We start from the raw sequence: 19,502 nt of genomic DNA on the forward strand, positions 1-19,502 counted from the left end.
TCTGACATCTCAGTTTCCCCTTTGGTTGATGGAAGCGCGTGAGAAGGCTTCCCGTTCTTGCCCGCCTGTCTGCAGCGGGAAATGGCAGCGCACCATGCGATCGGCGCCCATCGGCCGGTAGACCGGCGCCTCGGTCCTGCAGCGCTCGCGTGCGATCGGGCAACGCGTGTGGAACTCGCAGCCCGAAGGCCGCCGGAACACGCTCGGGATCTCGCCGGTGACGGCAGGGTTATGGCTGCGCCGGCGCGGATCGGGTATCGGCTCGGACTGGATCAGCGTCGCGGTATAAGGATGCATCGGCGCGGAAAACACGGCCTGCGTCGGTCCGGTCTCGACCAGCCGGCCGAGATACATGATGGCCAACCGGTCGCTGACGTGGCGGATCATGGCCAGGTTGTGGGTGACGATCATGGCGGCGAAACCGAGTTCGCGCTTGAGCTCGCCGATCAGGTTCAGCACGTCGCCTTGCACCGAGACATCGAGGCCGGCGGTCGGCTCGTCGGCGAGCAGCAGATGCGGCCTCATCGCCAGGGCCCGAGCAACGCCGACGCGGCGCGCCTGCCCGCCTGACAGCTCATGCGGAAAGCGGTCGACGAAGGAGGCGGGCAAACCGACAAGCGCCAGCAGCGCTTTTGCCGCGGCGCGGCGGTCCGGCATCGGCAACCCCTGGATAATCTGCGGTTCGGTGAGCAGCGTGCCGATGCGCAGGCGCGGGCTGAGCGAGGCGACAGGGTCCTGGAACATCATCGCCGATCGCCGCCGCATGGCGCGGAAATCGGCCGGCGTCCGCACCTCCCTGCCCTCGAAGACGATGCGGCCGGCGGCTGCCCGGATGAGCCCGAGAATGGTGCGGGCCAGTGTCGTCTTGCCGGAGCCGGATTCGCCGACGAGCCCGAGCGTCTCGCCCGGCATCAGCGACAACGTCACGCCATCGATGACGTTGAAGCCCGGCAGCGGAAACGGATTGACCAGCCGGTTGAGGAAGCCGCCGCGCACAAAGCTCACGGAAAGGTCTTCGACGGCGAGCAGCGGGCTCATGGTGTCACCGCATGGCAGCGCGCGACATGGGAAGCGGCGAGTTTCACCAGCGGTGGCGCGACGGTGGTGCACGGTGCGAAGGCAAGGTCGCAGCGCGGTGCGTAGACGCATCCGGACGGTGGCTGAGTGAGGTTCGGCAGCGAGCCGGGAATGGTCGGCAGCCTGTCCAGCCGCTCGTGAAAGCGGGCGGGATCGCAGGCGAGCAGCGCTTGCGTGTAGGGATGCCTGGCATCGTGGAAGATCGCGTCGACCTCGCCGCCCTCGACCACCTCGCCGGCATACATGACATAGACCCGGTCGCAGAGCTCGGCGATGACGCCGAGATGGTGCGAGACGACGATGATGATGCCGTTATAGTCGCGCCTGAGCTCGCGCAGCAGATGGATGATCTGCGCCTCCATCGTGACGTCGAGCGCCGTCGTCGGCTCGTCGGCGATGAGCAGCCCGGGATCGGTCAGCAGCGCGGCGGCAATAGCGACACGCTGGCGCATGCCGCCGGACAGTTCATGCGGATAGCTCTGCATGCGCCGTTCGGCGTCCGCAATGCCGACGCGGCCAAGCATGGCGGCGATGCGCGCCCGCTTCTGCGACCGGCCAAGGTCCTTGCGGTGGTGCTGGAAGTCGACGAGCTGGTCGCCGATGGTCAGCACCGGGTTGAACGCCGTCATCGGATCCTGGCTGACCAGCGCGATCTCGTCGCCGCGCAGCAGGCGCTGGTGGTACGCGTCGAGCTTGGCCAGGTCGACGCCGTTGTAGGAGATCGAGCCGTCGATGCGGGCATTGGCCGGCAGGAGATTGGCCAGGGCAGTGACCAGCGTTGACTTGCCGCAGCCGCTCTCGCCGACGATGCCGATCACTTCGCCCGGATGCGCCTCGATGTCGACATGACGCAGAGCGTGCACCGCGCCATGCGGCGTCTCGTAGCGGACGCTGAGATCGCTGGCGGCAAGCGAGCCGGTCATGCCGGTCTCCGCAACTGCAGGCGCGGATCGAGATAGTCGCGCAGGCCTTCGCCGAGGAAGGTGAAGCCAAGTGTGGCCAGCACCAGCGGCAGGCCACCGAAGATGACCATAAAGGGCGCCGCGCGAATGCTGGTGTAGCCATCATAGAGGATCGAGCCCCAGGATGGTGTCGGCGGACGCACGCCAAGGCCAAGGAAACTCAAGCCGGCCTCGACCATGATGACGACCGGAATATCCATCGACAGAAGGATGATCAGCGGGCCGACGACATTGGGCAGCAGATGGACGAGGATGATGCGCGCCGCACTGGCATCGATCAGGCGCTCGGCGAGGATGTAGTCGCTGTTCTTCAGCGCCAGCGTCTGCGCCCGGATAAGCCTGGCATAGCTCGGAAACGACGTCGCGGCGATGACGATGATCAGCGTGCCGGTGCCGGCGCCGAGCACGGTGATGATGGCGAGCGCGAACATGATCATCGGCAGCGAGTTCAGGCTGTCGAAGCTCAGCACCAGGATGGCGTCGAGCCAACGCGGGCCGTAGCCGGCGATCAGGCCGAGCATCAGGCCAATGGCGCCGGCGATGGCCACCGACACCATGGCGATGGTGAGTGCGGTACGCGCGCCGTATATGACCCGCGACAGGAGATCGCGGCCGAGATGATCGGTCCCGAACCAGTGTTCCGCCGATGGCGGCTGCAGCTTGTGCAGCACGTCGATCTTGACCGGCGAATAAGGCGCCAGCCACGGCGCGAAGATCGCGGTGACGAGGAAGCCGGTGACCAGGATCAGCGCCACGCAGGTGAACGGATCGGCGAGCAGCGTGCGCAGCATGACAAACACTTGTCGATCAGGCGTGGACAACGAGGCATCAGCCACGGAAGACATCGCGCACCCTCGGATCGAGCCGCGCGATCAAGAGATCGGCGGCGATGGTGATGGAGACATAGATGGCGGTCATGATCAGCACCGTGCCCATGACGACCGGATAATTCCGGGTGTTGACGGCGTCGGTGATGAGCTTGCCGATGCCTGGCCGGGCGAACACCGCCTCGACGAAGACCGCGCTGGACAGGATACTGCCGAGGCCGACTGCGACCAGCGAGATGGTCGGGATGATGGCGATGCGCAGCGCGTATTTGGAGACGATCTTCCATTCCGGCAAACCAAACGAGCGCGCGGTGCGGATGTGCGGTTCGCCCATCACCTCCATCATCGAGGCACGCACCATGCGGGCGATGTAGCCGATCCAGCCGAGCGCGATGGCGGCGGCCGGCATGACCAGCGCCTTGGCCTGGCTGATGAAGTCGCCGGTCTCGCCGGCGCCGATGGCCGGCAGCCAGCGCAGCGTGACGGCAAAGACCAGCAGCGAATAGATGGCGACGACGAAGGACGGCACCGCGATGACGCCGACCGAGAGCACGCCGATCACGGCATCGGCCGCCGTGCCGCGCCGCATCACCGACAGGCAGCCGAGCGGCACGCCGATCAGGAGCGCGACGGCCAGCGCTGTCAGGCCGAGGATCAGCGTGTTCGGCAGAGCCTCCAGCACCAGGGTGGAGACGGGCCGGTTCGACCAGACATCGTAGCCGAGATTGCCGGTCAGCGCGTTGCGGAAGAATTCGATGATCTGCCACCAGACCGGCTGGTCGAGGCCCATGCGCTCGATCAGCAGCCGCTTCAGTTCCGGCGTGGCGCGCGGGCCGAGCGCCACGGTAGCCGGATCGCCGGGAACCAGGAAGACGGCCGCGTACATGGCGACCATGACAAGAACGAGGATCAGAAGGCCGAGACCGATGCGCTTCACTGCATATGCGAGCATGGCCTCCTCTCCTCCCTAGAGCATGATGCCGAAAAGTGTGAAGCGGTTTTCGGACGACATCATGCTCTATCTCTTTGATTTGGAGCCGAAATCGCGCCTGATGCGCCGCGTTGTTGAGGCGCTGTGGACGAGCGTGCCCCGTTCTCGGGCCTCGAGCCGCCAACTCAGGTTGAAATGGGTTTCGTCCGATGTCAGCTCGGTCACTGCGATCGCCTCGGTGTCGGCATCGCCGCTGGCAATCGCCCAGCGATATTCGGTGACGAGTTTTGCCGACAGCGGATCGTCACTGCGGATGCTCATCGTGTCGCTGTTTGCGGAAGACACGGTGATGGCGCGATCGTCATAGCGCCGGCGTCCGTGGTCCGAGGTCAGCGCGATGGTCTGCACGCCCGAGCCGACATCGTCGGTGACGACGCGGCGGTCGAAGCCCTCGTCGAGCGTCGTGGTGGGCACCGGCGGCGCGGTTTCGGCAGGCCCGAAACGGACGTCGCGATCGCGCGGCGACGACGGGCGCACCGGAAGCATCATGGTGCTGTCGCCGCTCGATACCGACAGCGTCGACAATTTCGGCTGCGGCCACAGGATCGGCCAGTGCTGGTTGGCCAGCGCCAGCCGGATGCGATGGCCCTTGGGCACGGTGCGGGCGAAATCATTGAGCTTCAGCTTGACGCGAAAAGGCGTTCCGACCGGACAGGGTGTCGGATGCTCATGGCTGTCGCGGTGGCTGAGATTGAGCACGCCATAGGTCATCAGCGCCGAGGTGCCGTCGGGATAGACGTCGCACAGCCGCGCGGCGAGATTGACATGCGGCTGGTCGACGCTGACGAGCAGGTCCAGTTCCGGCGCGCCAAGCAATGTCAGATCATCATCCAGCGGTCGCGTGTCGAAGCATAGCGCCATCCCATCCTCGCGGCGCTGGTCGATGGGCATGTCCGGGCAGGCGCCGCCATAGCCGCCCCAGCGGCCGCAGTCGCGGCCGGCGGTCGCCGGTGAGCGCACAGAAAGCGTCGCTCCCGGCGCGGGTTCGCTGCCCAGCCCGGCGGCGTTCAGATGCAGCGTGCGGCGCTCGATGCGCGGCGACGGCCAATGGTCCTCGGCGGCCCAGTTGCCGGCGTGATCGGGGAGATAGAATGGCCGCGGCCTCTCCTCGCCGGTGATCCAGACGCGGTAGAGCGGCTCATCCATGATGCCGGTGTCTTCGCCGCACAGCCAATGCCGCCACCAGCGCAGCGCCTCCTGCAGATAGCCGATCAGCGGCCCCGGCGCACCGCGGCAGGGATAGGCATGCGACCACGGCCCGACGATGCCGAGCTTCGGCCCCGGCAGATGCTCGAGCAGGCGCGGCACGAAGTTGGAATAGCTGTCCTCCCAGCCGCAGACGGCCATGACGGCGCATTCGATCGCGGAATGATCCTCGCAGACGGAACCTTGCCGCCAATAGTCATCGCGGCGCTGATGCGCGAGCCACACTTCCGAGAGCGAGCTTGTCGCGGCAAGCCGGCTTTCCCACATGGCGCGCCAGGCGTCGCCGACGATCCGCGGGTCAGGCGCCATCGCCTTCTTCACCAGCATGAAGTTCGACCACATCTCCTGCTCGGTCAGCAGCGCGCCGCCCATATAGTGGATGTCGTCGGCGTAGCGATCGTCGGTGGCGCAATTGGCGATGATCGCCTTCAGGGCCGGCGGCCGGCGCGCCGCGACCTGCAGCGCATTGAAGCCGCCCCAGCTAATGCCGGTCATGCCGACATTGCCGTTGCACCAGGGAAGCGCCGCCAGATGGGCGATGATCTCGCAGGCATCTTCCTGTTCACGCGGCAGATATTCATCGGCCAGGTCACCGTCGGAATCGCCGCTGCCGCGAATGTCTATCCGGGCGCAGGCAATGCCGTGGCCGGCAAGCCAGGGGTGGATGTCGATGTCGCGCGCCACGGTGCCGTCACGGCGGCGATAAGGCACCATCTCGACGACGACAGGCACCTTGCCCTCGGTGCGCGGACGCCACAGCGTCGCGGCAATGCGGGTGCCGTCGGCCAGCGCGATCCACAGCGGATCGACGGTTTCGACGGCAAAGGGAAACTCGGTTCGTACCACGGCAGGTACCCGCAAATGCTCTTGTTGAACGTTCGTACAACAAGAGCATTTGCGGCGCAATCCCGCTTCGCTTTTTTGACGCCGAATGCGAACCGTTCTTCGGCGGCCGTGAGGCGCCGTTGGGCTTCCTGGTCGGGTGGAGGCCGGCGTCTGTCATCGCGATGTTGAAGTACAGCCGGTATGCCTTCGCGATCGAACCGCATCCGCGAGGGTCGGAAAGCGCTCCGGAAATCGGGGGGTTCCATCTTCTAAATTTCATTGCTTGATATGTGCTGCTATGGCATCGCGGCAGCGGCAGTGCCTCCAATCAGGAATTTCCGATGACGATCCAGAGCAAATTCAGCGGCCTCGGCACCGACGCGGCGCCCGGACAGGAGGGCCGCCAGTTGTCCGGCGGGATCGACGCCGTATTGCTGGGCGACGTGATCACCGGCCGGCCGGTGGATTTTTCGCATGGTGACGTGGACGCGTTCACCCCGACACCGGGCTCGTTCGAGGTCTTCTCGGCCGGCGTCGAAGCCGGCGGCAGGCAGGCCTACACGGAATATCGCGGCGATCTTGGCATCCGCGAAGAACTCGCCACGCGGCTGGCAGGCTTTACCGGAGCCCCTGTCGATGCGCGCGACGGCCTGATCATCACCCCCGGCACCCAGGGCGCGCTGTTCCTGGCCGTCGCCTCCACCGTGTCGCGGGGCGACAAGGTGGCGATCGTCCAGCCCGATTATTTTGCCAACCGCAAACTGGTGGAATTCTGCGAAGGCGAAATGATTCCCGTCCGGATGGACTACGCAACGACCGAAGGCCGTTCGGGCCTCGATCTTGGCCAGTTGGAAGACGCATTCAGGTCGGGCGCAAAAATCTTCCTGTTCTCGAACCCAAACAATCCGGCCGGCGTGGTCTACTCCCGAGCGGAGATCGAAGCGATTGCCGCGCTGGCAAGCCAGTACGGCGCGACCGTCATCGTCGACCAGCTTTACTCGCGCCTGCTGTACTCCGGCATGGACTACACCCACTTGCGCGCGCAGAAGCTGGACGCGGAAAACGTCGTGACCATCATGGGGCCATCGAAGACGGAATCGCTCAGCGGTTATCGGCTGGGGGTGGCCTTCGGATCGAAAGAAATCATTGCCCGCATGGAGAAGCTGCAGGCCATCGTCTCCTTGCGCGCCGGTGGCTATAGCCAGGCCGTTTTGCGCAGCTGGTTCGACGAACCGGCCGGCTGGATGGACCAGCGCATCCGCGAGCACCAGGCGATCCGCGACGATTTGTTGAAGGTTTTCCGCGCGACTTCCGGAATCCAGGTCCGCACGACCGAGGCCGGCAGCTACATCTTTCCGGCTCTGCCCCGCCTGGCCGTGGCAGGTGGTGATTTTGTCCGCATCCTGCGCCTGCAGGCGGGCGTCATCGTGACACCCGGAACGGAATTCAGTCCGTTTTCCGAAAACAGCGTCCGCCTGAACTTTTCGCAGGATCACGCCGCCGCTGTTGCGGCCTGCGAGCGTCTGGTGACCCTCGTCGACCGATATCGCGCGTGAGCGGCAACAGTTAGGATCAACAACGGGCCTCCCCGCGACGCGGCATGGCGGCGTGATGTTCACCGCGACCCGAGCAGGAAACAGGCGAGGACCGAACTATTCCGCGGGGTGGAGAGCCGCCAGTTGAAAGCCGGCATTCGTTCCGGCAGCCGTCTCGGTCAGGACATCCAATGCAAACGCCGCCGAGGCGATGTCGAAGAAAATATCATAGGATATCGCGCCGAAACGGTCGAAGCGGGCCACGACCGCGTCCAGATGCAAGGCGCGGGTCTGGGAGAGATCACCGGCCTTAAGGCTTTCCGGCCTCAGATCGGCCATCGAGATCCGCCGCATCAGCGCGGGCGCCGCCGGACCCGATATCACGAACCACGCCCAGCCTTCGTCGCGATAGGCGTCATATCCCTTGGAGGGAAGCTCACTGTCGTGCCAGGCCTTGCGCAGGTCGCGCAACCGCGCACCGCCGCCGCCGGGAGGCGCCGCCAGCAGCACCTCCTGCTGGCCAAGTCGCAGCACCGACGTGCCGCAAGGCAAGACAATGGCGGTATTCACCGTTTCCGGTGTCGAAAGACCTGCTTCACCGAGCCAGTCCATTGTGCCGGGACCACGCAGTCCGAACCGCTCGGTCGGCGTGCAATCGAGCACGACGTTCTCCTGCGCTCCGGGCGGCCCATCCCTGCGCGCGAGGCGCCGCGCCAGGGCGTGGTGGCGCAGACCGGGATCAATACCCTCGGGATGACCGACCGACGCGGAATGGCTGCTCGGGGGCATGCTACATCTCCTGCCGCTGGTTTTCGGGGTCATGGAACGGTGTCGGCACCACCCTGGCCTGCAGTTCCTTGCCGCACAGGCCGCGTATGCGCAGGCTGGATCCCGGCGCCGCGTCACGCGGGTCGGCGTAGGCCAGGCCGATCCATTTGCCCAGCGTTGGCGAGAAGCAGGTCGAGGTGACGAAGCCCACCGGGCGTCCGTCGCGCAGCACGAGGCAGGATTCCGCCAGCCGGATGCCGTGTCCCTCGGGCAGTTCGAAGCCGCAAAGCTTGCGCTTGAGGCCCAGCCCGCCCCGCGCCTCGATGGCAGTCTTGCCGACATAGCGCGTCTTGGCCTTCGACAGCGCCCAACCCATGCCCAGTTCGTCGGGGGTCGAGAGCGCGTCGGTATCCTGGCCGATGATGATGTGCCCCTTTTCCAGACGCAGGATGCGCGAGGCTTCCAGCCCATAGGGTTGCAGCCCGTGGGGCGCCCCCACCTCCAGCAGCTTTCGCCAGAGTGCCGCGCCGAAGGATTGCGGCACGTGAAGTTCGTAGCTCAGTTCGCCGGTGAAGCCGATGCGCATGACCCGGACCGGGCATCCGCCGATCACGCCGCTGCGGCCATTGAGGTAGGGGAAGCCCTCCGGGGAGAGATCGATGTCCCCGCCGAGTGCCTCAAGAACCTTGCGTGCCGAAGGGCCGGTGACATTGATCGCTGCGAAGGCGGCGGTGACGTTCTGGATATCGACCCGCATGCCCCATTGCGTGTTCGCGAACAGCATGTCGGTGAAGACGCGGGCAACGGCGCCGGTGGTGGCGGTCACGTAGAATTCGGTCTCGGACAGCCGATAAGCCACCCCGTCGTCGATGACCGACCCCATGTCGTTCAGCATCAGGCAGTAGCGCACGCGCCCCACCGGCTGCCTGGCATGCGCCATCGTATAGATGCGGTCGAGGAAAGCGCCGGCATCCGGCCCTCGTATCGCCAGCTTGCCCAGGGTCGAAACGTCAAGCATGCCGACCTTGTCACGCACCAGCCTGACCTCGTCGGAGATCGTCCCGCCGGCATCGCCATCTCCACCGTAGTGCAGCGGTCGCCACCACGCACCGACAGGTGTCAGCTTCGCGCCGCTTGCGACATGTTCGGCGTGGATCGCCGTATGCCGGTAGGGCACATGGTTCGGGCCGGCCAGCAGTCCCAGTTTTTCCGGGCCGAATGGCGGCCGCGACGTGGTGATACCCACCTCGCCCACTGAGCGGCCCGTCTCCGCCGCCACGATCCTGGCCGTTGCCAGCGCGGAATGCCGTCCCTGCGACGGCCCCATGCCGACGGTGGAATAGCGCTTCACCAGCTCGAGCTCGCTATAGCCGTCGCTGACGGCGTTCTTGATATCCTTGACCTGCAGATCCTCGTCGAAATCCACGAAGTCCCGCCCCTTCGCGTGCGCGGACAACGGTTGAAAATGGTTCATCGCCGCCGCGCCGGCATCCGGGATGATCGCCGGCAGTTCGGCATCATGCCCCGCCCCCCGCGCCGCCGCCGCGCCCGCGATCTCGCCGCTGCGCAGCACCGAGTTCAGCTCGAAACAGCCTGCCGCCGAACCGGCGACATGAAACGCCTCCGGCAGATTGCTCAGCACGAATTGCCGGCTGGTCTCGTCAAATCCCAGCTTCGCGCCGGCATGCAGCGGCAGCTGGTAAGACGGCGTGTAGCCCGCCGCCACCACCAGGTGATCGCACTCCAGCAGCTCCGCGCCATGTTCGGGCGTGCTGAAGCGGACGGCTCTTATATGGCGATTGCCCCCGGTCCCCAGCGCTTCCGTGACGGTGACATTCGGGATGATCCGGACGCCGCACTCGACGAGGTGTTGCGCGAGGGTGTTGTCGGACGCATTGGCTGCCGGGTCGAGAACGGCGGCCAATGACACGCCTGCGTCGAGAAGGTCGTGAGCGGCGAGATATCCATCCCGGTTGCCGGCAAAGACCACGGCGCGCCGGCCAGGGCGAACCGCATAGTGGCGCATCAGCCGCTGTGCCGCGGACGACAGGAGGATGCCGGGCAGGTCGTTGTTGCGAAACACCAGGGGCTGTTCATGCGATCCCGCGGCCACCACGACCTGCTTGGCGCGAACGCGATAGAGCGTCTCGCCCTGCAGCACCGGAAGCCAGTTGTCGGCGAACCACCCATTGCAGGTGGCGCCGGTCAGCACCCGCAGATTGCCGAGTTTCTCGGCCGCGTCGCGCAACGCCTGCAAGGTCGCCTCGGCCTCCGCCGTCTCGAGGTCGAAGCGCGCATAGGTCAAGGCGCCGCCGATTTCCGGGTTCAAGTCGACCAGCAGCACCTCGGCGCCCGCCTCGGCTGCCTTGATGGCCGCCGAAAGCCCCGCCGGGCCAGCGCCGACGACCAGCACGTCGGTGTGCAGGTTTTCCCTGATATAATGGCCATGACCGGCAGTGAGATCGACCTTGCCGAGACCGGCCGACCTGCGGATCAACGGCTCCCAGAATTTGAGCCAGCTTTTCGCGCCGGGGCCAAAGAAGCTGCGGTAGTAGAACCCGACGGGCATGAAGCGGCCCAACCTGTCGAGCACCGCGCCCCGGTCGCGTTCGGCGGTGCCGTTGACGTTCTGGGCAGTGACCCTCAGCCCTTCGGCGATCGGGCGCAGATCAGCCCGCACATTCGGTTCGTCAGGCAGTTGCACCAGCGTGTTGGCGTCCTGCCCGGCCATGGTGAGGATGCCGCGCGCACGGTGATACTTGAAGGAGCGCGACAGGATCCAGCGGCCGCTGCCGGCCATGGCGGAGGCAATGCAGTCGCCGGCGAAACCTTCGAGCGGTCGGCCGTCGAAATCAAAACGGATTTTTTGGGTGCGGTCGAGGCGCGATCCCCACGGAAGCGGCAGCCGTTCGGTCATGTCAGGCAGGCTTTCGATTGGGAAGATAGGTGGCGAGGATCTGGTCGCTGACGGTGTGGCGTTCGGCGATCAGCACGGTGTTGGACGGGGTGTGCCGCCACCACTCCCGCATCACGCCGAGCGGGTTCTCGGCATAGAACAGGGCTTCGATCAGTTGCTCGGGCTGGTCGGCGCTGGCCTCGCGGACCGGTCCGAGATACTGAAACTCGGTGATGTTGCGCGGGCCGTTCACCGGACAGGTCAAGAGCTTCATCGGAGTACTCGTCAGTGGCTGGCGGCCGTGGCGCCCATTTCGTTCAGCAGCGCGAAGCTGTCGAACCGGCGCAGGTCGAACGGTTTCAGGACATCGGGCACGCGCCCGCTGGCGATGGTCTCGGCCATGCGCTTGCCTGCCACCGGCGTCGCCTTGAAGCCCCAGGTGCCCCAGCCGCAGTCGAGCCAATAGTTCCGCAACGGCGAGGCGCCCATGATCGGGCTGTAATCCGGCGTCATGTCGGTGATCCCGGCCCATTGCCGCAACAGCTTGACCTTGTGCAGGAAGGGGAAGAGGTGCAGCGCGCCTTCGGCGAGGTGTTCCTTCTGGTCCAGCGTCGAGCGCGTCGAAGCCAGCTGGTACGGATCGGAGCCGCCGCCGATGACGACCTCGCCACGCGAGGACTGCACCAGATAGGTGTGCAGATTGGCCGACGAGACGAGTATGTCCAGGAATGGCTTCAGCGGCTGCGTCACCATCGCCTGCAGCGGGAAGCAGCGTATCGGCAGCCGGATGCCCGCCATGGCGGCGACCTGGCCGTTGAGCCCGCCGACTGCCTGCAGCACTTGGCCCACGGCGATCGTTCCACGGTTCGTCCTGATGCGGGTGACCCGGTCGCCGGCGTGGTCGAAGCCGGTCACCTCGGTGCGCTGGTGGATCTCCACGCCGCGCGCGCCGGCATGCCTGGCATAGCCCCAAGCCACGGCGTCATGGCGGGCCGTGCCGCCGTCGGCATGCCAGAGCCCGCCCATCACCTCGTGCTGACCGCCGAGATCTAGGTTGAGATGCGGGCAAAGCTCCTTCACCGTCCGGACATCGACCACTTCGATCCTTGTGCCCATATGCTTGCCCATCTCGGCACGCAGGTGGAAGCTGCGCAGCGTCGCCTCGGAATGCGCGAGCGTCAGTTGCCCGCGCTGCGAAAACATGACGTTGAAGCCAAGATCCCGCGACATGGTTTCGAACAGTTCGACACCTTCCTTGTAGAAGCGGACCGATTCCTCGGTCATGTAGTTCGAGCGGATCGTGGTGGTGTTGCGGGCCGTATTGCCGCCGGCGAGATAGCCCTTTTCCAGCACGGCGACATTGCGGATGCCATGCACGTTGGACAGGTAGTAAGCCGCCGCGAGGCCGTGACCGCCGCCGCCGATGATCACCACGTCGTAGGATCGTTTCAGCTCGGGCGTCGCAGGGATGTCGCGAAAGGGAACATGCCTGGAACGCAGGCCGTATTTCAGCAGAGAGAAAGGCATGGTTTCCTGCGGTTCAGCGGCTGGGAATGGCTTTCAGAAAACCCGCCGGGCGGACCTGGCGCAAGAAATCGTTCTTTACCCAGTGACCACGTTTCCGTAATGCATGAGAAATCTGAATGAGGTCTCTCCGTGCGAAACCTGCCGCATCTCATTTATCTCGAAGCCTTTGAAGCAGCGGCCAGGCATCTGAGCTTCACCCGGGCCGCCGAGGAACTGAACTGCACCCAGGCGGCGATCAGCCAACGGGTGCGGGCGCTGGAGCAATTCTTCGCCCGGCCGCTGTTCCACCGACGCAGCAACGGTTTGGAACTCACCGAAGTCGGCACGGCCTATCTGCCGGGAATAGCCGAGGCCCTGGATCGGGCCGAGGCAGCGACCGAAGGTATGCTCGGCGCACAGGCGCGGACCAGCGTGACGGTTTCAGCCCCGCTCAGCTTCGTCACGCTGTGGCTCGCACAGCACCTGGCTGGTTTCTCCGCTGCCCATCCGCGCATCGAGGTGCGGCTGAACAGCACGATCTGGACCGACCCCAATGTGGAACTGGCGGATCTCAGCATTCTGGCGCTCGATCCGTTGCAGCCGGTAGCGGGTGCCGTGCAATTGGGACAGGAGCGGCTGATGCTTCTCTGCGACCCCGAGACCGGCCGCCAGGCCGCAGCGAAACCCAGCGCAAACTGGCTCAACGCCGCCCGGCTCATCTACGTCCAGGGCAGGATGCAGCTGCTGGATCTTTGGGCGAAGCAGGAAAACATCGTCATCGCGCCGCAAAAGGCGCCGATCAAGGCCGACAATGCGGCGGCGGCACTGGAGGTTGCGGCATGCGCGGGCGGCATCACCGCGGTCATGTCGACTTATGCGGCGGCCTATCTGGCCTCGGGGCGGCTGGTGGCGCCATTCGGCGCGGGCGAAATCCTGCCGGTTGCCTTGCATGTGGTTCCCAATCAGCACCGCCGCCTCTCGCGGTCGGCGACGCTGTTCGTGCAATGGCTGTCAGGGGAGATCCCGCTCCACGGCGAGATCTAGCTCACCGATCCTTGCTCGGCTCAAAAGAGATCGGTCTTCCGTCCTAGGGTAGCGCGACATGCCATGGAAGCCCATCGGCAAGATAGGATGCAAATCTCGTTAGAAGTATGGCTCAGAAAATAGCCCTTTGTTTCCATCGTTCGATAAGGAGCGCACCGAATGGCTCTGTCCGACGAAATATCATTTATATCAAGGAAACCCTTATTGCAGAACAAGTGGATCTGAGGTATCGATCCTGTTATCATATAGAAGTGTAAGCCATAGAATATTAAGTGTTTCGAAACAATACTGTTGGCGCCGGCAACCATAAGCGGTGGGGTTCTATGCGCAACCGATATTTCGCCGGGGGCAGTTCGTCAAATGACGCGGCGATTCTGCACAACAGTCCGAAGCGATCCTTAGTGCTGAAGTTGGCGTTCGGTGCGATGTTGGCTGCTCTGTTTGCCGCACGCCTTGCTGACGCCAAACAATCGCAAGTGGACCGTAGCTCGCGCAGCGCGTGGTTCATTACGAAAACCAAGGACGCGATGGGGGCGCCTGAAGTTTCCGCGTTTCTCGTTCCTTGGCTTGATGAGCCGGAGAAAGCTACTTCGCCAACTTCTTCTCTGATTTCAGTGGGCTGCAAGGCGGGTAACCTGACAGTCGCACTGGTGTCGGACGTTGGTATCAGCGGCGAGTTCCACGATATTTTTGTCCGTCGGGATGAAGGTTCGGAGCGCAAGGAGATCTGGGCCGTAGAGCGGATGCTGCCTGGCATTTGGAAGACCGCGGAAGCTGGGCGGTTTCTAGAACTCTCTAGCAAGTCTGCACTCTCTCTCAATACGGTATGAAGCCAACGATGGAAGCTGGTCTCGCAAGTCAAAATATAGAATGAATAACTACGACGAGGCGATGCGAGAACTTAAGGTCGCTTGCCCTTGGTGAATGTTTGACACTTTGTGCAATCGAAAACAGACGCGCGCAACTCTGATCGAACCGATCGATAGCCACGGCGCGCCGAGAACGTCGGGCAGCAAAGTGGTCCGCCAGCCATAGCCAACCACCTGCTGCCAGGTTCACCTCGGCAGGCCCAACCCCACTTGCCGATGCTCGGGCTCAGCCCCGCTTCGGGATCTGGATATCCTCGAGCAGGAGCGTCAGGGCCATGGCGACGAAGTAGAGCGCCGCCACCCAGAGGAACATCACGTTGAAGCCACTCGAGTAGTGGCCGAGCACCACATCGCGGACCGCGACCGGCAGGCTCGAGGCCAGATGCGGGTTCAGCCCGGTCAGGCCGTCCGGCAGCAGCGCGGCGGCATCGGCCGGAAGCTCCGAAGTCTGTCGGTTGAGGGCCCATGTCATCACCGCGCCGTTCAGCGCCAGTCCCAATGATGCCCCGATCGTTCGCGCCTGGGTGATCAGCGACGTCACCGCGCCGATATCCTGCAGCGGCGCCGCGGCCTGGATCGCCACGATCAGCACCTGGAACTGCAGGCCCATGCTGATGCCGAACAGACCCATCATCACCGCCAGCACCCAGATCGGCGTGTGCGAATTGATGAAGACAAAACCTATCATCAGCAGCCCGCCAATACCCATCGCCACCACCGGCATCCATTTGTAGCGGCCGGTCGCGGCAATCACCCGCCCGGCCACGATCGAGATGACCATCGAGGTCAGGGAAGCCGGCAGGAACAGGAAGCCGACTTCGGCCGGGCTCAGTCCGGTCAGCGTCTGCATGTAGAGCGCGAAATAGAAGAACATACCGAGCGTCACCGATCCGGCGACCACCGACACGCCCGAGACGATACGCACCGTCGAGATGCCGAACAGCCGCAAGGGCACGATCGGCTCCTCGGCCCGCCGCTCGACCATGATGAACGAGGCGATTGCCGCCAAGGCGAGGGCCGGCAGCACGAAGGTAAGCAGATCCGGCCCGGCCGGGTCCAAGACATGGTAGCCCCAGTAGACGATTGCCGTGGTGCCGACGGCCAGCAGCAAGCCGCCCAGATAGTCGATGCGGTGCCTCTTCTCGTTGAACCGGCTGCGCATGGCGAACGCCAGCACCGCCAGCACGACGATGCCGATCGGCAGATTGACCAGGAACACCCAGCGCCAGCCGAACAGGCTGGTGATATAGCCGCCGGCCAACGGACCAAGGACCGAGGACAGGGCGAACACCGCCGAACTGTAGCCTTGATACTTGGCGCGGTCGCGCGGCCCGAACAATTCGCCGATCATGGCGAAGGCCGAGACCATCAGGCCGCCGCCGCCGAGACCCTGCAGGACGCGCGCGGCGATCAGGCTCTCCATCGACCATGCCGTGCCGCAGACCAGCGAGCCCAGCAGGAACAAGGTGATCGCCGTCAACACGACGTTCTTGCGGCCATACATGTCGCCGAGCTTGCCGTAGAAGGGCGCGACCGCGGCCGTCGACAGCAGGTAGGCGGCGCCGACCCAGCCGAACAGATGCAAATTGCCCAGTTCTCCGGCGATGGTGGGCAAGGCGGTGACCACGATCTGCATGTCGATGGTGGCCATGAACATGGCGATCAACGCACCGAAATAGACGATCAGCGTCGCAATGTCGGGCCCGGCGTCCTCTACGGGCGCCGCATCCGGAAGGGTCGAGTCGAGAGTCATCGGTATCTCCGCAGGCTGGGCGCGGTTTATGTGCTCACGGCAGATATATGTCAATATCAGATATATGCCATTAGCATGTAATTGACATCGACATGTATTTTTGTTAGCGCGCTGTGATATGAGCAGCAACGATACCGGGCCGGGCAAGCCCGACCGATTTTCCACACCGTGCCAGACGCATGGCGATCAGGATCTGGCGGATCTGGCGCGCGGCAGTGGCCTGTCGGAAGCGGCGGCCGAGGCTGTCGCCGCCATCGATGCGGTAATGAACAAGGTGCGCCGCTCGGTGCAGCGCCGGGAATTCGGTCGCTTGATCCTGGAGCGCATCGATCCCTCGCTGGAAGTGAGCCATCTCGATGCGATCATAGCGCTCAGCGCGATCGTCGGCGACACGCCGCAGGACGAGGTGACGGTCGGCATCATCGCCGAACGCATGGGGATCGATCCCTCCCGCGCCAGCCGCATCTCGGCCGATCTCGTCGAACGCGGTTACGCCTTCCGCGTCGCATCGCAACTCGATGCCCGGCGCATTTGCCTGAAACTCACCGCCAAGAGCGAGCGCCTGGTGACGGCGGTGCGCCAGACCAAATTGCGGATCTTCGCCGGAGCACTCGCGCAATGGGACGAGCAGGAACTGGTGACGTTCGCCACCCTGCTGGAACGCTTCGCCGGTTGGGCCATCGACGAAGCGGGGATGCGCAGGTCGGCGGATGCCGTCAAGCAGATGATGGACGAGACCGAACCGGTGCTGGAATCGCCCGAGGCGAAATAGTCGCCGGGCCCAGGATCATCGAGACGAGATCCCCCGAAAAATCAGTTCCTCAACCCACGCAAAATGAGTTCGGCGACCTCGTCGTGAAATGCCGCCTGGCCGAACTGTCTGACCGCGAAGGGTCGCAATGCCCAGATATCGCAGACCGCATCGACAAAATTGGCGGCGATCTCGGGCTCGACAGCACGGAACTCTCCCGCCGCTATTCCTTCGCTGACGAGTTGCGCGATCTGCAGCAGCAGCTTGCGATATTCTGCCAGAACGCGAATCCTGGCGGCCGGCGACAGGGATTTGAGTTCGCGGTTGAGCACGCCGACATCCCTGCCGAAGCGATCGCCCTTGTCTATGATCGCCGTGATGGTGGCGCGAAGCTTTTCGGTGGCCGTGCTGCAATTGACGGTGGCAAGGTCTACGTCGGTGCGCACGCGCGCCATCGTCCAGATATAGACCAGCTCGAGCATTTCATCCTTGCTGGCGACATATTGGTACATCGTCGGCACATGCATGCCAGCCGTGTCCGCGATTTCGCGCATGGTGGCATTGCCAAAGCCCTTGCGGGCAATGACGGCGGCGGCGGCAGCGGCAATCTGGGCGCGTCTTTTGTCGGCCGGGCTCATCGTTTCGTCCGACGAAGCGTCATCGGACACCGGCGCGCCGGAATTCGACAGGGGTTCGGCCGGCTCGCCGATGGCCGTCGGCTCGGCCTGCACGACCAGATGGGTCATGCTGACGGCGCAAACCGCCTTGCCTTCCTCGTCATGGACCAGGATCTGCCAGTTCATTGTCGAGCCATCGCTGAAGAGCAAGGTCGCCTCGCCTTTCAACCGGCCTTCGACATGGCGGGAAAACAAACTTGTCCGGCATTCGATCTCTTGCGCCTTGCGCGTCGGGCCAAGTGCCGAGGCGGCACCCGCGGACGCGAGCTGGCCCGCGAAGTCCGTCAGCAGACCCAGCGGCGAGCCTGCCGAACGCCCGCCTGGGACCGTCAGGCGCCCGACCACACTGTCCGGCGCGGCGGAGGTGATCGTCACCGCTGACGACCATGCCGAAGACGTTTCGAGCTTTCCCATGTTCCTCCCTCGCCGCCGCCGCGCAACAAACGTCCTTCATATTGCAAAAAAAGGGAATTCCAATCGCTTGACTCAAAAGCCTCCGATACGCTTCATTACTGAACGATCAGTAGTGCCTGTCAATCGCTTGTTTTCAAACGTCATGGAGATGGAAATGTCGTGCAAAATCGGACGGCTCGCGGCTTGGGCGGCAGTTTCAGCGCTCGCGATCCTGGCCTCGGCACCGGGGGCCTATGCTGAACCGCTTGATCTGAAAATCGGGGCACTGCTCGAATCGACCGGTCCCCTTTCGGAGCTCGGTCCGCCGGCCGAGAAGGCGATCAACCTGTCGGCCAAGGTCGCCAACCAGGCAGCCAAGGACGCCGGCGCGGCGGTCACCGTCAGCATCGTCTCCGCGGATTCGCAGGGCGATCCTCAAGCCGCGCTGTCGGCGACGCGTACGCTGGTCGACAAGGGCGCTTCTTGCATCATGGGCCCATCGACAACACCGGAATCCATCTCCGTGCTCAACGGCATCACCATGCAGCGCAAGATCACGCTATGGCCGCTTGCGTCGAGCACGCGGTTGCGCACGGTCAAGGACGACGGCACGATCTACCGCCCCGTGCCGGCCGACGATCTGCAGTCGAAGGCGCTGGTCAAGGCGATCGAAAATCATGTCGGCAAGGGCAAGGCCGTCGCGATCATCTTCCGCAACGAACCCTATGGCGATGCGCTGTCAAAGAGCTTCACGCAGGATTGGCAGGCTGAGGGTGGCACCATATCGACCACGATTTCCTTCGACCCGCAGCAGGAAAGCTTCGATTCCGAGGCCGGTCAGGCCGTGGCTGGCAATCCGGACGCCTATGTCGTGATCGACTATCCGGAAACCTATGCGAAGCTCGGCGCCGCGCTGGTGCGAACCGGGAAGTTCGACGCGAAAAAGGTCTTCGTTGCCGACGCGCTGTCCTTTGCCAAGGTTCCCGACAATATCCCGCCTGAAGCGCTCGAAGGCGCCTATGGCGTGGCCGGCGGATCACCAACCGGGACCGACGCGTTCAAGGCATTCAACAAGCTTTGGGACGAAGCCGGCGGCGTCGCCAATGCGTCCTATACCGCCAACAGTTTCGATGCTGCGATCCTTTGCTTCCTGTCCGCGGTTGAGGCCGGCTCGACCGAGCCCGGCGCCATTCGCGACAAGATTCGCTCGGTGACCAAGGACGGTGCGCCGCAGTTCACCATCCAAACCCTGGCCGATGCGGTGAAGACCGCCGCCGCCGGCAAGCCGATCGACTATGTCGGCGTTTCCGGCGCTTTCCGCTTCAAGGACAATGGTGATCCATCGTCCAGCCTGTACGACGTCTTCCAGTATCAGGGCGGCAAGCAGGTCAAGATCGAACAGGTGGATGTGAAGTAGCGTTC

General features: G+C 64.3%; 16 protein-coding genes. 5 read left to right on the plus strand and 11 right to left on the minus strand.

The window, feature by feature from the left end:
• Positions 1-9 precede the first annotated feature (9 nt).
• From AC1VON_RS28715 to AC1VON_RS28735, 5 genes are all read right to left on the minus strand, one after another.
• Positions 10-1,038, minus strand: a complete 1,029-nt coding sequence (locus tag AC1VON_RS28715) for an oligopeptide/dipeptide ABC transporter ATP-binding protein (protein ID WP_483125690.1) — start codon at positions 1,036-1,038, stop codon at positions 10-12.
• A complete protein-coding gene (locus AC1VON_RS28720) occupies positions 1,035-2,000 on the minus strand; it encodes an ABC transporter ATP-binding protein (protein WP_483125691.1) in 966 nt (321 codons plus the stop codon). Before AC1VON_RS28720 ends, AC1VON_RS28715 begins: the two co-directional genes overlap by 4 nt.
• Positions 1,997-2,884, minus strand: a complete 888-nt coding sequence (locus AC1VON_RS28725) for an ABC transporter permease (protein ID WP_483125692.1) — start codon at positions 2,882-2,884, stop codon at positions 1,997-1,999. Before AC1VON_RS28725 ends, AC1VON_RS28720 begins: the two co-directional genes overlap by 4 nt.
• Positions 2,868-3,818: an ABC transporter permease gene (locus AC1VON_RS28730; protein ID WP_172349260.1), complete on the minus strand. Its 951-nt coding sequence runs from the start codon at positions 3,816-3,818 to the stop codon at positions 2,868-2,870. Before AC1VON_RS28730 ends, AC1VON_RS28725 begins: the two co-directional genes overlap by 17 nt.
• Before the next feature lie 66 nt (positions 3,819-3,884).
• Positions 3,885-5,909, minus strand: coding sequence for a CocE/NonD family hydrolase (locus tag AC1VON_RS28735; RefSeq protein ID WP_483125693.1), 2,025 nt, complete (start codon positions 5,907-5,909; stop codon positions 3,885-3,887).
• Positions 5,910-6,229: 320 nt separating this feature from the next.
• Between AC1VON_RS28735 and AC1VON_RS28740 the strand changes: the two genes are divergently transcribed.
• The gene (locus AC1VON_RS28740) at positions 6,230-7,444 is read left to right on the plus strand and encodes a pyridoxal phosphate-dependent aminotransferase (RefSeq protein ID WP_483125694.1); all 1,215 of its coding nucleotides are present in this window, start codon (positions 6,230-6,232) and stop codon (positions 7,442-7,444) included.
• Positions 7,445-7,540: 96 nt separating this feature from the next.
• Here AC1VON_RS28740 and AC1VON_RS28745 read toward each other — a convergent pair whose 3' ends face one another.
• The 4 genes from AC1VON_RS28745 to AC1VON_RS28760 are packed head-to-tail and all read right to left on the minus strand — an operon-like array spanning position 7,541 to position 12,614.
• The gene (locus AC1VON_RS28745) at positions 7,541-8,212 is read right to left on the minus strand and encodes a hypothetical protein (protein ID WP_483125695.1); all 672 of its coding nucleotides are present in this window, start codon (positions 8,210-8,212) and stop codon (positions 7,541-7,543) included.
• 1 nt (position 8,213) lies between these two features.
• The gene (locus AC1VON_RS28750) at positions 8,214-11,108 is read right to left on the minus strand and encodes a 2Fe-2S iron-sulfur cluster-binding protein (RefSeq protein ID WP_483125696.1); all 2,895 of its coding nucleotides are present in this window, start codon (positions 11,106-11,108) and stop codon (positions 8,214-8,216) included.
• A gap of 1 nt (position 11,109) precedes the next feature.
• Positions 11,110-11,361: a sarcosine oxidase subunit delta gene (locus AC1VON_RS28755; protein WP_202326476.1), complete on the minus strand. Its 252-nt coding sequence runs from the start codon at positions 11,359-11,361 to the stop codon at positions 11,110-11,112.
• Positions 11,362-11,372: 11 nt separating this feature from the next.
• Positions 11,373-12,614, minus strand: a complete 1,242-nt coding sequence (locus AC1VON_RS28760) for an FAD-dependent oxidoreductase (RefSeq protein ID WP_483125697.1) — start codon at positions 12,612-12,614, stop codon at positions 11,373-11,375.
• A gap of 129 nt (positions 12,615-12,743) precedes the next feature.
• On the opposite strand from AC1VON_RS28760, the gene AC1VON_RS28765 reads away from it, so the two are divergent.
• Positions 12,744-13,637, plus strand: coding sequence for a LysR family transcriptional regulator (locus AC1VON_RS28765; protein WP_483125698.1), 894 nt, complete (start codon positions 12,744-12,746; stop codon positions 13,635-13,637).
• Between the two features lie 323 nt (positions 13,638-13,960).
• Positions 13,961-14,467 carry a hypothetical protein gene (locus AC1VON_RS28770; protein WP_483125699.1) on the plus strand — a complete coding sequence of 169 codons (507 nt, stop codon included), beginning with the start codon at positions 13,961-13,963 and terminating at the stop codon, positions 14,465-14,467.
• A gap of 265 nt (positions 14,468-14,732) precedes the next feature.
• Here the strand turns inward: AC1VON_RS28770 and AC1VON_RS28775 are convergent, their stop codons facing one another.
• Entirely contained in the window at positions 14,733-16,259 is a 1,527-nt protein-coding gene (locus AC1VON_RS28775) for an MDR family MFS transporter (protein ID WP_483125700.1), read from the minus strand.
• Positions 16,260-16,377: 118 nt separating this feature from the next.
• Between AC1VON_RS28775 and AC1VON_RS28780 the strand changes: the two genes are divergently transcribed.
• A complete protein-coding gene (locus AC1VON_RS28780; RefSeq protein WP_483125701.1) occupies positions 16,378-17,031 on the plus strand; it encodes a MarR family winged helix-turn-helix transcriptional regulator in 654 nt (217 codons plus the stop codon).
• A gap of 41 nt (positions 17,032-17,072) precedes the next feature.
• Here AC1VON_RS28780 and AC1VON_RS28785 read toward each other — a convergent pair whose 3' ends face one another.
• Positions 17,073-18,101 carry a TetR/AcrR family transcriptional regulator gene (locus AC1VON_RS28785; protein WP_483125702.1) on the minus strand — a complete coding sequence of 343 codons (1,029 nt, stop codon included), beginning with the start codon at positions 18,099-18,101 and terminating at the stop codon, positions 17,073-17,075.
• 154 nt (positions 18,102-18,255) lie between these two features.
• On the opposite strand from AC1VON_RS28785, the gene AC1VON_RS28790 reads away from it, so the two are divergent.
• Complete coding sequence (locus AC1VON_RS28790) at positions 18,256-19,497, plus strand: ABC transporter substrate-binding protein (protein WP_483125703.1); 1,242 nt, start codon at positions 18,256-18,258, stop codon at positions 19,495-19,497.
• Positions 19,498-19,502 lie beyond the last annotated feature (5 nt).

The organism is Mesorhizobium sp. HAY1-8B, from assembly GCF_056868045.1.

Excerpts from the sequence above, each read along its gene's own strand:
- AC1VON_RS28715 (WP_483125690.1), bottom strand. The coding sequence starts at position 1,038 with ATGAGCCCGCTGCTCGCCGTCGAAGACCTTTCCGTGAGCTTTGTGCGC.
- AC1VON_RS28720 (WP_483125691.1), bottom strand. The coding sequence starts at position 2,000 with ATGACCGGCTCGCTTGCCGCCAGCGATCTCAGCGTCCGCTACGAGACG.
- AC1VON_RS28725 (WP_483125692.1), bottom strand. The coding sequence starts at position 2,884 with ATGTCTTCCGTGGCTGATGCCTCGTTGTCCACGCCTGATCGACAAGTG.
- AC1VON_RS28730 (WP_172349260.1), bottom strand. The coding sequence starts at position 3,818 with ATGCTCGCATATGCAGTGAAGCGCATCGGTCTCGGCCTTCTGATCCTC.
- AC1VON_RS28740 (WP_483125694.1), top strand. The coding sequence starts at position 6,230 with ATGACGATCCAGAGCAAATTCAGCGGCCTCGGCACCGACGCGGCGCCC.
- AC1VON_RS28745 (WP_483125695.1), bottom strand. The coding sequence starts at position 8,212 with ATGCCCCCGAGCAGCCATTCCGCGTCGGTCGGTCATCCCGAGGGTATT.
- AC1VON_RS28750 (WP_483125696.1), bottom strand. The coding sequence starts at position 11,108 with ATGACCGAACGGCTGCCGCTTCCGTGGGGATCGCGCCTCGACCGCACC.
- AC1VON_RS28755 (WP_202326476.1), bottom strand. The coding sequence starts at position 11,361 with ATGAAGCTCTTGACCTGTCCGGTGAACGGCCCGCGCAACATCACCGAG.
- AC1VON_RS28760 (WP_483125697.1), bottom strand. The coding sequence starts at position 12,614 with ATGCCTTTCTCTCTGCTGAAATACGGCCTGCGTTCCAGGCATGTTCCC.
- AC1VON_RS28770 (WP_483125699.1), top strand. The coding sequence starts at position 13,961 with ATGCGCAACCGATATTTCGCCGGGGGCAGTTCGTCAAATGACGCGGCG.
- AC1VON_RS28775 (WP_483125700.1), bottom strand. The coding sequence starts at position 16,259 with ATGACTCTCGACTCGACCCTTCCGGATGCGGCGCCCGTAGAGGACGCC.
- AC1VON_RS28780 (WP_483125701.1), top strand. The coding sequence starts at position 16,378 with ATGAGCAGCAACGATACCGGGCCGGGCAAGCCCGACCGATTTTCCACA.
- AC1VON_RS28785 (WP_483125702.1), bottom strand. The coding sequence starts at position 18,101 with ATGGGAAAGCTCGAAACGTCTTCGGCATGGTCGTCAGCGGTGACGATC.
- AC1VON_RS28790 (WP_483125703.1), top strand. The coding sequence starts at position 18,256 with ATGTCGTGCAAAATCGGACGGCTCGCGGCTTGGGCGGCAGTTTCAGCG.